This window comes from Nocardioides okcheonensis (genome assembly GCF_020991065.1).
Classification (GTDB): Bacteria; Actinomycetota; Actinomycetes; order Propionibacteriales; family Nocardioidaceae; genus Nocardioides; species Nocardioides okcheonensis.
On record NZ_CP087710.1, the window covers coordinates 1,530,204 to 1,543,940 of the forward strand.

Sequence of the window (13,737 nt, forward strand, 5' to 3'; positions counted from 1 at the left end):
TAGGTCGCGACACCGACTTGACCCGGCCCCGTCCCACGGGATAAATCTCGACATCAAGAGATCTGGGGGTATGCATGTCCGTCGTCCCGCCTCCGCCCCTGACCCGGCGTGGCATCCCGCTCGAGCGCGACCTCCGGGTGCTGGCGCTCGGGTCCTTCGCCAACCGGTTCGGCGCCGGGGCGGTGATGACCACCAGCGCGCTCTACTTCACCCGCCAGGTCGGGTTCTCCGCCGCCGAGGTGGCGCTCGCGATGTCGGTGGCCGCGATCGTGGGGATCGTGGTCCAGGTGCCCGCCGGGCACCTCGGCGACACGCGCGGCCCCCGGCGGGTGCTGACGTGGTGCATGGTCGGCGCCGCGGCGACCAGCGCACTGCCGGTGCTGGCCCGCTCGCCGTGGCAGCTCGCGCTGCTGCTGGGCCTGCTCGCGCTGTTCGAGCGGTCGGCAGGATCGGTGCAGCAGGGCGTCATCGCCCAGCTCGCGACCGGCGGGCGCGGCGTGCTGTTCAAGGCGTACCTGCGCGCGGTCACCAACACCGCGATCGGCCTAGGGTCGGTCTTCGGTGGCGCGGCCCTGGTGATCGACGAGCCGTGGGCCTACGTCTCGGTCTTCGTGCTCAACGCGGTCTTCACCGCCTTCGCCGCCTGGAACACCACACGGCTGCCCGAGCTGCCGCCGTACGTGCGGATCGAGGGCGAGCCCCGCCTCGCCGTGCTCCGCGACGTGCCCTACGTCGTGGTGACCGCGATCACCGGCCTGTTCGCCCTGCACTTCTTCGTCATGGACATCGGTCTCGCGCTCTACATCTCCCAGCGCACCGAGGCGCCCCCGGTGATGGTCGCGATCCTGCTCATCGTGAACACCGCGGTGGTCGCGCTCTTCCAGGTCCGGCTCTCGCAGCGCGCGGACTCGGTCGAGGCGGGCGCGAAGGCCCTCGTGCGCGGCGCCGTCTGGATCGCCGCCGGCTTCGCCATCGTCGCGCTCGCCGACCGCGGCGACGCCACCTTCGCCATCGTCGTGCTGGTGATCGGCTCGCTGGTCCACGTCGTCGGCGAGATGATCGGGTCCGGCGGCCAGTGGGGCCTGCAGATGGGCCTGGCCCCGCACGAGAAGCAGGGCCAGTACCAGGGCTTCGCCGGACTCGGCTTCAGCGTCGTCGCGGTGATCGGCCCGCCCGTCGTGACCTACCTCTGCGTCGACCTCGGCGAGGCCGGCTGGCTGGTGCTGGCCGGGCTGATGCTCACCATCGCGCTCGCGTCGGTGCCGGTCTCGCGCTGGGCGCTCGCCAGCCGCGAGCGCTACGGCGTGCTCACCCACTCCGGCTGACTCCTCCTCCGTCCACACCTTCCCCGATAGTCCGCTGCGATCGGCCGGTGATCCGCGCCCGCCGACCGGCCGTTCGCAGCGGACTACCTGGAGGGGTGTGGACGGAGGGGGGTGTGGACGAAGGGGGGTGTGGACGAAGGGGCGGAGGGCGCGAGGGCGGGGCGGGCCGGGTCAGACGCGGATCGCGGCCGGGATGCCGTCGGAGAAGACCTCGGGCTCCGCGGGGTACGCCTCGGTGCGGCCGAGCGCGTGCCGCACGGCCGACCAGGCGGCGGCGCAGGCGTCGAGGAGGTCGTCCTCGCCGAAGCCGGCGCCGCGGAACCACGGCGGTGCGACGATGCCGTGCGCGGCGAGCGCCTCGCGGCGGGCGGCGGCTCCGGCGGGGTCCTTCTTCGACGCGGCGACGGGCGCGCCGGTCATCCGGGCGAAGCACAGCTCGGGGTGCACCTCGATCACCGTCGTGCCCGGACGACCGCGCACCCACGCGTCGACCTGCAGCACCTTCGCCCGCAGGGCGTAGGCCTGCGCGCTGACGCTGGTCCGGCCGCCGGTCGCGGCCAGGTTGGCCTCGCGGGCGTCGGCGTAGGTCTCCGCCTCGAGCGCCGCGCGGGTGGGGGTGGAGAAGAGGGACGACGCCTTGCCCACCAGCTCGCGGCGGGCCTCGGCGTCGGCGCGGCGGCCCCCCGCGTCGGGGAGGCCGATCGGGATGTCGATCGCGACCACCGGGACCGCGTGCCGCTCGCGGACCAGCCCGACCAGGCCGACGATGTCGGGGGCGACGTGCACCGACGGCCGCAGGTCGGTGTCGAGCACGACGCCCACCCACCCGGCGGGGCACGCGTCGACCCCGAGCACGGGGGCGGGCGGGACGAGCACGGGCGGCGGCTCGGGGAGGTCGTCGGGAGGGGCCACGAAGCGGGCGGCCGGCTCGTCGCGCAGCGCGGCCTCGACCCGGGAGACCATCACCGCGCTCATCGGCGGCAGCGACCCCGCCGGGAACCACCGCACGTCGGTGGACTCGTCGTCGGCGACGTGGGCGTCGCCGTCGACCCACGTGCAGGCGAAGGTGAGGTCGAGGTACGCCGCGCGGTCGCCGTTGGCGTGGACCACCTCGCCGTGGGCGGAGGTCGAGACCAGCCGGTCGACGCGGATCCGGACACCGGCCTCCTCCAGCGCCTCCCGGGCCGCGGCGACGGCCGGCTCCTCGCCGGGGTCGACGATGCCGGTGACGGGCGTCCACTGCCCGTCGTCCGAGCGCCGCACCAGCAGGACCTGGTCGCCGCGGCGCACCACGGCGGTCACGCCCGGGAGCCAGAGCAGGTGGTCGGGGCCGACCTTGTCGCGCAGGGCGAGGACGAAGTCGGGGACCGGCGTCATCGCATCAGGGCCTCGACCAGCGTCTCCTGGAGGTAGCCGACCCACTCGTAGATGTCGTGGGCCTGCGCCCGCGGGTCCTCGTCGGGCAGCGAGTGCCAGTAGTGCTCGTCGTCGGCCTCGACGCCGAGCCGGGTCGCGAGGGCGAGGCGGATGTCGGTGAACGCGCGCATCCACGTCTCGGCGGACGCGGCGTCGAGCTCGACGTCGATCACCAGCCCGTCCTCGGTGAGCTCGGGCGGGAGCCCGCCATCCTCGAGGGTGTCGATGACCAGGCCGGCGGCTGCCGCCTTGCCGTCGCGCAGCCGGCTCTCGGTGAACCGCCGGAAGTCGCCGGCCGCCTCCTCGTCGTCGGTGTAGGCGGTCGGGAAGAGCCGGGCCAGGACCGGGTCCTCGGGGATGGTCGTCGCTCCGGAGAACTCCGACATCATCGCCTCGAACGGGTCGTCGGCCGGCGCGGCGGGCTCGGCGCGCTCGTTGCGCAGGAGCTCGACCATCTGCGAGGCCAGCGACCGCAGGAGGTCGGCCTCGAAGCCCGTGAAGGTGGCGACCACGCGGGCGGTCCGCGTGTCGCGCTCGAACCCGCTCATCGTCAGGACGCCTTCTCCATCGTGGCCCACAACCCGTACTCGTGCATCGCCTGCACGTCGCGCTCCATCTCCTCGCGGGTGCCGGTGGACACCACCGACCTGCCCTCGGTGTGCACCTCGAGCATCAGCTTCTCGGCCTTGGCCTTGTCGTAGCCGAAGTACTTCTGGAAGACGTAGGAGACGTAGGACATGAGGTTGACCGGGTCGTCCCAGACCAGGGTCACCCAGGGCTTGGACAAGAAGGTGATCTCGTCCGGCGCACGGGTCGGTTCGACCTCGACGGGGCTGGGCGCTGACACGGGGCCATGGTGGCACAGTGTCGGTCGTGACGAGCCCCTCGCGTCCCTCGACGGCGCTGCTGACCGACCACTACGAGCTCACCATGGTGCAGGCCGCGCTGCACGCCGGCACGGCCGGGCGACGCTCGGTCTTCGAGCTGTTCCCGCGCCGGCTCCCCGAAGGGCGCCGCTACGGCGTCGTCGCGGGCGTCGGCCGGGCGCTCGACGCGATCGAGTCCTTCCGGTTCGACCCCGCAGCGGTGGCCTCGCTGGAGGGCGTGGTCGGCCCCGACACGCTCGAGTGGCTCGCGTCGTACCGCTTCTCCGGCGACGTCTGGGGCTACCCCGAGGGCGAGGTCTACCTCCCCCACTCCCCCGTGCTGGTCGTCGAGGGCACGTTCGCCGAGGCGGTGCTGCTGGAGACCGTGCTGCTGTCGATCTACAACCACGACTCGGCGATCGCCTCGGCCGCGTCCCGGATGGTGCTGGCCGCCGCCGGTCGCCCGTGCATCGAGATGGGCTCGCGCCGCACCCACGAGCAGGCGGCGGTCGCGGCGGCGCGGGCGGCGTACGTCGCCGGGTTCGACGCCACCAGCAACCTGGCCGCGCGCCGGCTGCACGGCGTGCCGAGCACCGGCACCGCGGCCCACTCCTTCACCCTGCTGCACGACTCCGAGCGCCAGGCGTTCACCGCCCAGGTCGAGACCCTCGGCGTCGGCACCACCCTGCTCGTCGACACCTACGACGTCGCCGAGGCGGTCCGGCTCGCCGTCGAGGTCGCCGGCACGTCGCTGGGCGCGGTGCGCCTGGACTCCGGCGACCTCGGGCTGGTCGCCCGCGAGGTGCGCCGCCAGCTCGACGACCTCGGCGCGACCGCGACCCGGATCGTGGTCACCAGCGACCTCGACGAGCACGCGATCGCCGCGCTGGCGGCCGCCCCGGTCGACGCCTACGGCGTCGGCACCCAGCTCGTCACCGGCTCCGGCCACCCGACGTGCGGGTTCGTCTACAAGCTGGTGGCGCGCGAGGGCGACGACGGAGAGATGGTCTCGGTCGCCAAGCGGTCGACCGACAAGGTGTCCGTCGGCGGCCGGAAGTACGCCCTGCGCCGGCGCAGCGCGGCGGGGGTCGCCGAGGCGGAGGTGGTCGGCATCGGCACCCCGCCCGCCGACGACGGGGACGACCGGGCGCTGCTGGTCCGGCTGGTCGAGGGCGGCGAGGTCGTCGGCCGCGAGCCGCTCGACGCGGCCCGCGCGCGGCACCGCGCGTCCGTCGCCGAGCTGCCCCGGGCGGTGACGATGATGTCGGCCGGCGAGCCGGTCGTCCCGACCCGCTTCGTCGAGGGCCCGGACGTCGAGGGCTGAGACGGCGGGGCCCGCACCGCTAGCCTGAGGCCATGGCACGGGCACTGATCGTGGTCGACGTCCAGAACGACTTCTGCGAGGGCGGGTCCCTCGCGGTGGCCGGTGGCGCCCGCGTGGCGGCGGACATCAACGAGGTGCTGCACCGGTGGTCGTCCGGGGCGGACGGCGCGCCGGCCTACGACGTCGTCGTCGCGACCAAGGACCACCACGTCGACCCCGGCGACCACTGGTCGTTCAAGCCCGACTTCGTCGACTCCTGGCCGGTGCACTGCAAGGTCGGCACCGAGGGCGCGGCCTTCCACCCCAACCTCGACCCGCAGCCGTTCGCCGAGGTCTTCTACAAGGGCGCCCACGCGGCGGCCTACTCGGGGTTCGAGGGGCACACCCAGTCCGGCGAGGCGTTGGCGGCGTGGCTGCGCCGTCGTGGGGTCGACGAGGTCGACGTCTGCGGGATCGCCACCGACCACTGCGTCCGGGCGACCGCGCTCGACGCCGTCCGGGAGGGCTTCGACACGCGGGTGCTGACGGCGCTGTGCGCGGGCGTCGCGCAGGAGACGACCGCGGCCGCGATCACCGAGATGACCGGTGCGGGCGTGGAGATCGCCTGACGGTCGGCGGCCTCAGCACCACTTCCCGGTGACCGTCCGCAGCACCTTGACGGTGCGCGCGGTGCCCTGGCCGAGCGCCTTGAACTCCTTGCCCGACAGGAGCCGCGAGGTGTGGATGTCGCCGTCGAGCAGGGCGTGGGCGGCGCGTCCGTCGACCACCGCGGTCTCGCCGGGGTGCGCGAGCGCGTGCACGGCCTCCGCGGCCGCGGCGGTCGGCGCGGTGGCGTAGAGGGTGACGTAGTGCTGGCCCGACGGCTCGTGCTCGGCGTGCAGCTCCTCGGCGCGCGCGGTGAGAGCCGCGAGGTCCGACGTCGTGAAGACGACCGTCGGGACCTCGAAGCCGGCCTCGGCGGCGTAGGCCTCCTCGAGCGCGGCCTGCACCTTCGCCACCGAGCGCGCGGAGTGGGTCAGCCGGACGTTTCCGGTGTTGATGTAGGTCTCGACGTCGCGACCGCCGGCGGCCTCGGTCGCGGCGACGATCGCGGCCTTCGGGAACTTCCGGGTCGCGCCGAGGTTGATCGCGCGGAGGAAGGCGACGTAGGCGGGCACGGGAGCATCATGCCCCGGTCAGCTCGGGGTCAGGCCCGCTTGCACTGGCTCGGCGGGGTGACGGCCGGGTCGAAGACCTGCGACGGCGGGGCGATGGCGGTGTCGTCCTGCGACTCCTTCATCGTCATCGCCCACCAGCCGGCCTTGCGGGTGTCGATGGCCGCGAGGTCCTCCTCGGGCACGTCGTTCCACATGTTCAGCACGTCGACGGCCACCTCGACGAGGTGCCCGTGCGGGGTGATCACCGCGCCCGCCTCGATCTCGGCGAGCCCGGGCGGAACGGCGGGGAACAGCCCGCGCGGCATGCCGGTGATGACGTCCTCGGCCGGGATGCCGACGGCGACCCCGTCCCCGGCGAGCCGGATCGCGCGGGCGTCCGTGACCGGCCAGGTCGGGTCGAGGTCGGTCGGCAGCGCCCAGCTGTAGGCGGGCTGGTCGGTGACGTCGGCCCAGCAGGTGGCGGCGTTGGGGCCCCAGGCGTCGCTGTTGAAGTAGGTGCGACCGTTGACGACGAGGTAGTCGACCTGCTCGGCCTTGCCGTCGATGACCGAGTCCATCGAGAGCTGGCTGTAGCCCGTCGCGGGGCTGTAGCGGCCGTCGAGGTCGAAGATCCGCTTGCCGCCGTTGTCGGGGTTCTTGGTGAGCAGCTGGCCGTGCCACTCCACGATCCCCATCGTGTCGACCTGGGCGGTGAGCGCGTCGAGCTGCTCGCCCTCCATGACGACGGCGCCGGTGGTCTTGCTGGCGGCGGCCGGGTCGGTGCCACCGCACCCGGAGAGCGCGACGACCAGCGTGGCGGCAAGGGCGGAAGCGCCTGCGGCGGTACGACGTGTCACAGGAGGTTCCCCGTTCGAGTGCGGGACGAGCACGGTGCTCGGTCTCGCCCGGCAGCCTAGGGACGGCTCCGGACCCTGTCTGGGAAACGCGCAGATCCTTTACGTCGTCGCCATCCAGCGTCGGGCGGCGTCGACGACCGCGTCGGTCAGCTCGCCGACGAGCGCCGACCCGAGGCGCCAGTGCTGCCAGAACAGCGGGACCTCGGGCCGCCGCCCCGGGACCAGCTCGACGAGGCTGCCCCGTCGCAGCTCGTCGGCGACCGCGGCCTCGGGCAGCAGCCCCCACCCCATCCCGACCCGGATGGCGCGGTCGAACTCGCGCACCGACGGCACGTACGTCACCGGCGGCGCGAGGTGGCGGCGGGTCACCCGGCGCACGAAGTCGTGCTGGAGGGAGTCGTTGCGGTCGAAGGCGACCAGCGGCGTCTCGGCGAGCGACACCGAGCCGACGCCGTCGGCGAAGTGGGCCGCGTGGAAGTCCGCGGTCGCGACCGCGGCGTAGCGCAGCCGGCCGAGCCGCACCACCCGGCAGCCGGGCACCGGCTTGGGCTCCGCGGTGATCGCGGCCACCACCTCACCGCGCCGCAGCCGCTCGGCGGTGCGGGTGTGGTCCTCACGCACCACCTCGAACACCACGCGGTGCCGCGACTGCACGTCGGCGAGCGCGTCGACGAACCAGCTGTAGAGCGCGTCCGCGTTGACCGCGATCGGAAGCGAGGTGTACGCCGTGCCTCCGGCGTCGTCCTCCTCGACTAGCTCGGCGACCGCCTCGCGCTCGAGGATCTCGGTCTGCGTGGCCAGCCGGACCAGCACGAGGCCCGCCTCCGTGGGCTCCAGCGGCTTGACCCGGTGGAGCAGGACCCGGCCGATCCGGGTCTCGAGCGCCTTGATCCGCTGGCTCACCGCCGACGGCGTCACGTGCAGGTCGCGGGCGGCCGCCTCGAAGGTGCCGAGGCGCACGGCGACGGCGAGTGTGCGCAGGGCCACAGGGTCCAGCTGGGTGATGTCTTTCATACTTAGAGATCCTAATGATTGCTCAGAATCGTTCGCTGGATTGAAGACGTTACGGGACCTACCGTTGTCAGCATGTTCCAGGTTGCACTCACCGGTCTCCTCACCGGACTCGCCCTCATCGTCGCCGTCGGCGCCCAGAACGCCTTCCTCCTGCGTCAGGGCATCCGCGGTGAACAGGTCCTGCCGATCGTGCTGACCTGCCTGCTCTCCGACATCGTCGCGATCACCGCGGGCGTCGCCGGGCTCGGCGTCGTCCTCGAGCGCTGGCCCTCGGTCCTGCCGGTCGCGCAGGTCCTCGGCGGGCTCTACCTGATCGCCTTCGGCATCCACGCCGCCATGCGCGCCTGGAAGCCCACCGCCCTCACCACCGAGGGCGGCGCCGCGCTGACCACGGGCAAGGCGATCATGCTGACCCTGGCGCTGACCTGGCTCAACCCGCACTTCTACCTCGACGCCGTCCTCATGCTCGGCACGGTGGCCAACAGCTTCGGCACCGACCGCTGGTGGTTCCTGTCCGGCACGCTGGTCGCCAGCCTGCTGTGGTTCTTCGGGCTCGGCTACGGCGCCCGGATGCTGCGTGGCCTCTTCGCCCGGCCGTCGGCCTGGCGCGTGCTCGACTCGGGCATCGCTGTCCTCATGGGCGTCCTCGGCGTCGGGCTGCTCGCCCACTGAGCCCGCCCGCCGCTCCGCTCCGGACCCCGCTCACCTCCGCCCGCCGGCGGACGTGAGCGGGGTCGCGTCGTTGCGGGGTCGATCTACATAGGACTCCTATGTAATAGTGGAGGGGTGACCGACGACCTCTCCACCCTCTCCAGCGACCTCGTCGTGCTCGCCGCCCGGCTCACCCGCGCGGTGCGACGCGAGATCGAGCACCCGGCGGGCGTACGCACCCTGTCGCTGCTCGACGAGATGGGCCCCTCCGGCGTGACCGCCCTCGCGGCGGCCGACCGGTGCAGCCAGCCGACCATGACGGCCACCGTCAAGGCGCTGCGCGAGCAGGGGCTCGTGGAGCGACGGCCGCACCCCACCGACGGGCGGGCCCACGTGGTCGCCCTCTCCGACGCCGGACGGGCCGACCTGGCCCGCATCCGTCGCGCGAACGCGGACCTGGTGACCGCGCGGCTGGCCGACACCCACCACACCGCCGAGGAGGTCGCCACCGCCGTCGCGGTGCTGCGCGACGTCCTCCGCCCGACCCCTCAGGAGGACACCCTGTGAGCACCAGCAGTCCGAGCAGTCCCTCGATCCTTCGCCAGCCCCGCGCCGTGTGGGCCGTGGCCTTCGCGTGCGTCATCGCCTTCATGGGCATCGGCCTGGTCGACCCGATCCTCAAGGAGATCGCCGCCCAGCTCGAGGCCACGCCCAGCCAGGTCTCCCTGCTCTTCACCAGCTACATGGCCGTCATGGGCGTCTCGATGCTCATCACCGGCGTGGTCTCGAGCCGGATCGGCCCGAAGCGCACCCTGCTCGCCGGTCTCGCCCTCATCATCGTCTCGGCCGCGCTCGCCGGCTTCTCCGACAGCGTCGGCGCCGTGATCGGCTTCCGCGCCGGGTGGGGCCTGGGCAACGCGCTCTTCGTCGCCACCGCGCTCGCCACCATCGTGAGCGCGTCGGCCGGCTCGGTCGGGCAGGCGATCATCCTGTTCGAGGCAGCGCTCGGCCTGGGCATCGCCTCCGGCCCGCTCATCGGCGGCCTGCTCGGCCAGGTCTCGTGGCGCGGCCCGTTCTTCGGCGTCTCGGTGCTGATGACGATCGCCCTCGTCGCGACCGCGTTCTTCCTGCCGTCCACTCCCCCGACCGGGCACAAGACGTCGATCCTCGACCCGTTCCGCGCCCTGCGCCACCGCGCGCTGCTGCTGCTCGCCCTGGTCGCGATCTTCTACAACCTCGGCTTCTTCACGCTGATGGCCGCCGGCCCGTTCGCGCTGCCGACGTACTCGATCATGGGCATCGGCTGGACGTTCTTCGGCTGGGGCCTGCTGCTCGCCCTCACCTCCGTCTGGCTCGCGCCGCTCCTGCAGCGCCGCTTCGGCACCCTGCCGACCCTCACCGCGGTCCTCGCGCTGTTCTCCCTCGACCTCGCGGTGATGGCGCTCGGCGCCTCGTCCGAGGTCGTCGTCACCGTCGGCATCGTCGTGGCGGGCGCCTTCCTCGGCGTCACGAACACCCTGGTCACCGAGGCCGTGATGGGCGCGGCCCCCGTCGAGCGCCCGATCGCGTCGGCGGCGTACTCGTTCGTCCGCTTCACCGGCGGCGCGGTCGGCCCGTACGTCGCGCTCAAGCTGGCCGAGAACGTCGACCTGCACGCGCCGTTCTGGTTCGGCGCGGCCGCGGTCGCGGTCGGCGTGGTCGTCGTGGCCGCCGGGTCGCGCACGATCGCCGCGGCGCTCTCCGCGGCGCCCGAGCCGCACGGGGTCACCGAGGCCGAGAGCGAGCTCGTCGGCGACCTGGCCTGACCCCCGCGGGTCGCGCTCCACGGCACGGCACCGGCGTACTAGCGTCGGTGCCGTGCCGTGCGACTACTGCGGGGAAGAGTTCGACCCCATCTCGACCCGGTGGCTGTGCCCCCACTGCCACATGAAGGCCAACTGCTGCGACGGGGCGCCGCTCTGAGCGCTCACTCGCCGGCGTAGCGCAGGCCCTGCTCGGCCATCGCCTCGCGCAGCCGGGTGATCGCGATCGGCCCGACGCCGTGCATCGCGGCGAGCTGGTCGGCGGAGTACGTCGCCACCTGCTCCAGCGTGGTCGCGCCGACCGCGCGCAACGCACGCGTCGCGGGGGCGCCGATGGTGCGCGGGAGCGGGGTGCCCTGCTCGCGGGGTGCGCGCTGCCGCGGCTCGGGCAGGCCCGCGTCGACCACGGCCTCACCGCGCGGGGAGAGCAGGTAGCCGATGGCCAGCGACTCGGTGAGGCCGAGCTCCTTGAGCTTGCGCACGTCCTTCTTGAAGTCCTGGGTCTCCCGCCCGACCTGCGCGGCCAGCTCGGGCGCGCGCACGCCAGGGTTGAGGTCGATCAGGTCGAGCGTCGCCCGCGTCCACGGCCCGATCGGGGACGCGGCGTCGAGCCGGTCGAGGCGCGCGTTGATCGCGGCGACCTCCTCGGCGTCCGGCACCGCGGCGCGCAGCAGCTCGCGCGGGTCGGGACCGGCGTACGCCACCCCGATCCGCCACGCCGGGTCGTCCGGGCGGGCGGCGAGACCCTCGCGGAGGGCGGCGAGCGAGGCCGCCCCCGCCCGGCGGGCGTCGTCCTCGGTCAGCGTCGCGGCGTCGACCTCCTCGACCGAGGTCACCTCGACCAGCCCGACCGCGGTCCGCAGCCGGGTGCCGACCACGACGCGGGGTCGGGCCCACCGGCGGAAGGCGAGGTCGATCGTGCCGGCCTTGATGGCGGCGAGCTCGGCGGCGCGGATCATCATGGGGCCAGCCTCTCAGTCCCCGCCCGGCTCGACGCGCAGGATGTCGCCGGGCTGGCAGTCCAGGACGCGGCAGACGCGCGTCAGGGTCGAGAACCGCACCGCCTTGGCGCGCCCGTTCTTCAGCACGCTGAGGTTGACCACCGTCACCCCGACGCGCTCCGCGAGCTCGGTCAGGGTCATGCCGCGGGCGGCGAGCACCTCGTCGAGGTGGACGGTGACGCCGTGCTGCTCCTCGGCGTCCTCGGCGGTCCGTCGGGCCATCAGATCGTGGCCTCGACGTCGTGGCGCATCTCGACGGCCTGCTCCATCACCTTCGCGAGCGCGAGCAGCGCGACGCCCAGCAGCAGCGGCACCCACGGCACGGTCGCGCTCACCGCGAACGGGCTGTCCGTCATCCGCTGGACCAGCGCGGCCTCGACCCATCCCGAGAGCACCAGGTCGAGGGCGGCCCACATCAGCAGCACCCGTCCGAGGGTCCGCAGCTGGCCGGGGACGCGGTCGGCGAAGACGCCCTCGCGGCGGGCGCGACGCAGGAAGCGCCAGAGCAGCGCGAAGAAGACTGCGGGACCGCCGACCCAGACCAGCAGGCCGGCACCTCCGAGGGCGCGGGTGGCGACGTCGGGGTCGGGATCACAGACCTGGACCTCGTCCGCCCGCCAGGTGATGCCCTCGTCGAGGTGGGCCGGCCCCGTCCGCCCGTCCTCCCCCTGGCGGAAGCCGAGCTGGTCACCGGACGCGGTCGCGCACACCTCGGCGTCCAGCCCCGGCACGGACCCGCTGCCGAGGACCGTCCCGGCCACCGTCGCCAGCGCCAGCACGGCCATGACGGTGACGACCACGCCCACCAGCACCTCCAGGATCCGCAGCGGGTCGTCGTGGCGCGACGGGTGCGTGTTCATGAGGCGCTCCTGCATATCGAAGGTCGATGATGTCGACAAACGATAAGGCATTGCTTTTCGATATGTCCAGCATCCCGCCGTACGCGACGAGCGGTGACCCACCCACACTTTCCGCGCGGGAAAGGTGGGTGGGCCACCGCTCGGGTGGCACGAGGTGGGTCAGGCGGGCGTCAGAGGTTGCCGCGCTTGTCCTGCTCGCGCTCGATCGCCTCGAAGAGCGCCTTGAAGTTGCCCTTGCCGAAGCCCAGCGAGCCGTGGCGCTCGATCAGCTCGAAGAACACGGTCGGGCGGTCGCCGAGCGGCTTGGTGAAGATCTGCAGGAGGTAGCCGTCCTCGTCGCGGTCGACGAGGATGCCGCGCTCCTGCAGCTCCTCGATCGGCACGCGCACCTCGCCGATGCGCGCGCGCAGCTCCTCGTCCTCGTAGTAGGAGTCGGGGGTGTTGAGGAACTCCACGCCGTTGGCGCGCAGCGCGTCGACGGTGGCGATGATGTCGCCGGTCGCGAGCGCGAGGTGCTGGGCGCCGGGGCCGCGGTAGAACTCGAGGTACTCGTCGATCTGCGACTTCTTCTTCGCCACGGCCGGCTCGTTGAGCGGGAACTTCACGCGGTGGTTGCCGTTGGCGACGACCTTCGACATGAGCGCGGAGTAGTCGGTGGCGATGTCGTCGCCGATGAACTCGGCCATGTTCACGAAGCCCATGACGCGGTTGTAGAAGTCGACCCAGGTGTCCATCTCGCCGAGCTCGACGTTGCCGACGATGTGGTCGAGGGCCTGGAAGAGGCGCTTGGGCTGGTCGGCCTTCTTCTCCCAGCGCGGCTCGACCGCGACGTAGCCGGGGAGGTACGGGCCGGCGTAGGTGACGCCGTCGACCGTGCGCTGCACGAGCGTGTGGCGCGTCTCGCCATAGGTGGCGATCGCGGCGACGCGGACCGTGCCGTGCTCGTCGGAGACGTTCTCGGGCTGGCGGAGCACCGTGGCGCCGGCCTTGACCGCCTGCGCGATGCACTGGTCGACGTCGGGCACCTCGAGCGCGATGTCGACCACGCCGTCGCCGTGCCGGGCGTGGTGGGCGACCAGGTCGCTGTCGGGCGAGACGGCGCCGCTGAGCACGAACCTGATCGAGCCCGACTTGAGCACGAACGACTTGTGGTCGCGGTTGCCGTTCTCCGGGCCGGAGTAGGCGACGAGCTCCATGCCCCAGGCCGAGGCGTAGTAGTGGGCGGCCTGGGTGGCGTTGCCGACCACGAAGCAGATCGCGTCCCAGCCGGTCACCGGGAAGGGGTCGGACTCGGCGTCGTACTCCACGAGGCCGACCAGCTGCTGGAGCTGCTCGAGGGAGAGGTCGGCCTTCATCTCGTCCACGGTCAGGGCGCCACCGGTCGAGGCGATGTCAGTCGTCATGCACCGAACCCTGCCCACTTCCGGCAAGGTGTGCAACAGTACGACGAAACGCTGGGCAATCTGTATAGGCCGAGGAGGCCAG

16 protein-coding genes are annotated in these 13,737 nt (G+C 72.9%); 6 read left to right on the top strand and 10 right to left on the bottom strand.

Translation table 11 applies throughout. The features are described 5' to 3' along the window. Window positions 1-74: 74 nt before the first annotated feature. Window positions 75-1,325 (top strand): MFS transporter, encoded by a 1,251-nt coding sequence (locus tag LN652_RS07315; RefSeq protein WP_230444012.1) that lies wholly within the window; start codon window positions 75-77, stop codon window positions 1,323-1,325. A 171-nt stretch (window positions 1,326-1,496) separates the two neighbouring features. On the opposite strand, the gene LN652_RS07320 is transcribed toward LN652_RS07315, so the two are convergent. From LN652_RS07320 to clpS, 3 genes are read right to left on the bottom strand one after another with little or no spacing between them, the layout of a single operon-like run. Beyond that, entirely contained in the window at window positions 1,497-2,702 is a 1,206-nt protein-coding gene (locus tag LN652_RS07320; protein ID WP_230444013.1) for a DUF429 domain-containing protein, read from the bottom strand. Continuing rightward, entirely contained in the window at window positions 2,699-3,289 is a 591-nt protein-coding gene (locus tag LN652_RS07325) for a DUF2017 domain-containing protein (RefSeq protein ID WP_230444014.1), read from the bottom strand. Before LN652_RS07325 ends, LN652_RS07320 begins: the two co-directional genes overlap by 4 nt. 2 nt (window positions 3,290-3,291) lie before the next feature. Continuing rightward, the gene (gene clpS / locus LN652_RS07330; RefSeq protein WP_407941530.1) at window positions 3,292-3,588 is read right to left on the bottom strand and encodes an ATP-dependent Clp protease adapter ClpS; all 297 of its coding nucleotides are present in this window, start codon (window positions 3,586-3,588) and stop codon (window positions 3,292-3,294) included. Between the two features lie 83 nt (window positions 3,589-3,671). Between clpS and LN652_RS07335 the strand changes: the two genes are divergently transcribed. Together LN652_RS07335 and LN652_RS07340 are read left to right on the top strand one after the other, a co-directional pair. Further along, entirely contained in the window at window positions 3,672-4,931 is a 1,260-nt protein-coding gene (locus LN652_RS07335; protein ID WP_230444703.1) for a nicotinate phosphoribosyltransferase, read from the top strand. A 32-nt stretch (window positions 4,932-4,963) separates the two neighbouring features. Then, complete coding sequence (locus LN652_RS07340; protein ID WP_230444015.1) at window positions 4,964-5,539, top strand: isochorismatase family protein; 576 nt, start codon at window positions 4,964-4,966, stop codon at window positions 5,537-5,539. 12 nt (window positions 5,540-5,551) lie between these two features. Here the strand turns inward: LN652_RS07340 and LN652_RS07345 are convergent, their stop codons facing one another. The 3 genes from LN652_RS07345 to LN652_RS07355 all read right to left on the bottom strand — a co-directional run bounded on the left by LN652_RS07345 (window position 5,552) and on the right by LN652_RS07355 (window position 7,938). After that, window positions 5,552-6,088 (bottom strand): DUF1697 domain-containing protein, encoded by a 537-nt coding sequence (locus LN652_RS07345; RefSeq protein ID WP_230444016.1) that lies wholly within the window; start codon window positions 6,086-6,088, stop codon window positions 5,552-5,554. A 29-nt stretch (window positions 6,089-6,117) separates the two neighbouring features. Then, window positions 6,118-6,924, bottom strand: a complete 807-nt coding sequence (locus LN652_RS07350; RefSeq protein ID WP_230444017.1) for a hypothetical protein — start codon at window positions 6,922-6,924, stop codon at window positions 6,118-6,120. A gap of 99 nt (window positions 6,925-7,023) precedes the next feature. After that, window positions 7,024-7,938 carry a LysR family transcriptional regulator ArgP gene (locus LN652_RS07355; protein ID WP_230444018.1) on the bottom strand — a complete coding sequence of 305 codons (915 nt, stop codon included), beginning with the start codon at window positions 7,936-7,938 and terminating at the stop codon, window positions 7,024-7,026. Window positions 7,939-8,010: 72 nt separating this feature from the next. Between LN652_RS07355 and LN652_RS07360 the strand changes: the two genes are divergently transcribed. The 3 genes from LN652_RS07360 to LN652_RS07370 all read left to right on the top strand — a co-directional run bounded on the left by LN652_RS07360 (window position 8,011) and on the right by LN652_RS07370 (window position 10,394). Further along, window positions 8,011-8,610, top strand: a complete 600-nt coding sequence (locus LN652_RS07360; RefSeq protein WP_230444019.1) for a LysE/ArgO family amino acid transporter — start codon at window positions 8,011-8,013, stop codon at window positions 8,608-8,610. Between the two features lie 114 nt (window positions 8,611-8,724). Then, on the top strand, window positions 8,725-9,156 hold the full coding sequence (locus LN652_RS07365) for a MarR family winged helix-turn-helix transcriptional regulator (protein WP_230444020.1): 432 nt from the start codon (window positions 8,725-8,727) through the stop codon (window positions 9,154-9,156). Continuing rightward, window positions 9,153-10,394, top strand: a complete 1,242-nt coding sequence (locus LN652_RS07370) for an MFS transporter (RefSeq protein WP_230444021.1) — start codon at window positions 9,153-9,155, stop codon at window positions 10,392-10,394. The genes LN652_RS07365 and LN652_RS07370 overlap by 4 nt, the downstream gene beginning before the upstream one ends. 161 nt (window positions 10,395-10,555) lie before the next feature. On the opposite strand, the gene LN652_RS07375 is transcribed toward LN652_RS07370, so the two are convergent. The 4 genes from LN652_RS07375 to hppD form a co-directional block, all read right to left on the bottom strand. Beyond that, window positions 10,556-11,353 (bottom strand): hypothetical protein, encoded by a 798-nt coding sequence (locus LN652_RS07375; RefSeq protein WP_230444022.1) that lies wholly within the window; start codon window positions 11,351-11,353, stop codon window positions 10,556-10,558. Window positions 11,354-11,365: 12 nt separating this feature from the next. Continuing rightward, window positions 11,366-11,614 (bottom strand): helix-turn-helix domain-containing protein, encoded by a 249-nt coding sequence (locus tag LN652_RS07380; protein WP_230444023.1) that lies wholly within the window; start codon window positions 11,612-11,614, stop codon window positions 11,366-11,368. Next, on the bottom strand, window positions 11,614-12,252 hold the full coding sequence (locus tag LN652_RS07385; protein ID WP_230444024.1) for a DUF2975 domain-containing protein: 639 nt from the start codon (window positions 12,250-12,252) through the stop codon (window positions 11,614-11,616). Before LN652_RS07385 ends, LN652_RS07380 begins: the two co-directional genes overlap by 1 nt. Window positions 12,253-12,422: 170 nt before the next feature. Next, window positions 12,423-13,655, bottom strand: a complete 1,233-nt coding sequence (gene hppD / locus LN652_RS07390; protein WP_230444025.1) for a 4-hydroxyphenylpyruvate dioxygenase — start codon at window positions 13,653-13,655, stop codon at window positions 12,423-12,425. Window positions 13,656-13,737: the final 82 nt, after the last annotated feature.

Coding starts and splice junctions, on each gene's coding strand:
- LN652_RS07360 (WP_230444019.1), top strand. CDS start 8,011: ATGTTCCAGGTTGCACTCACCGGTCTCCTCACCGGACTCGCCCTCATC.
- LN652_RS07320 (WP_230444013.1), bottom strand. CDS start 2,702: ATGACGCCGGTCCCCGACTTCGTCCTCGCCCTGCGCGACAAGGTCGGC.
- LN652_RS07335 (WP_230444703.1), top strand. CDS start 3,672: ATGGTGCAGGCCGCGCTGCACGCCGGCACGGCCGGGCGACGCTCGGTC.
- LN652_RS07375 (WP_230444022.1), bottom strand. CDS start 11,353: ATGATGATCCGCGCCGCCGAGCTCGCCGCCATCAAGGCCGGCACGATC.
- LN652_RS07340 (WP_230444015.1), top strand. CDS start 4,964: ATGGCACGGGCACTGATCGTGGTCGACGTCCAGAACGACTTCTGCGAG.
- LN652_RS07325 (WP_230444014.1), bottom strand. CDS start 3,289: ATGAGCGGGTTCGAGCGCGACACGCGGACCGCCCGCGTGGTCGCCACC.
- LN652_RS07315 (WP_230444012.1), top strand. CDS start 75: ATGTCCGTCGTCCCGCCTCCGCCCCTGACCCGGCGTGGCATCCCGCTC.
- LN652_RS07385 (WP_230444024.1), bottom strand. CDS start 12,252: ATGAACACGCACCCGTCGCGCCACGACGACCCGCTGCGGATCCTGGAG.
- hppD (WP_230444025.1), bottom strand. CDS start 13,655: ATGACGACTGACATCGCCTCGACCGGTGGCGCCCTGACCGTGGACGAG.
- LN652_RS07355 (WP_230444018.1), bottom strand. CDS start 7,938: ATGAAAGACATCACCCAGCTGGACCCTGTGGCCCTGCGCACACTCGCC.
- LN652_RS07380 (WP_230444023.1), bottom strand. CDS start 11,614: ATGGCCCGACGGACCGCCGAGGACGCCGAGGAGCAGCACGGCGTCACC.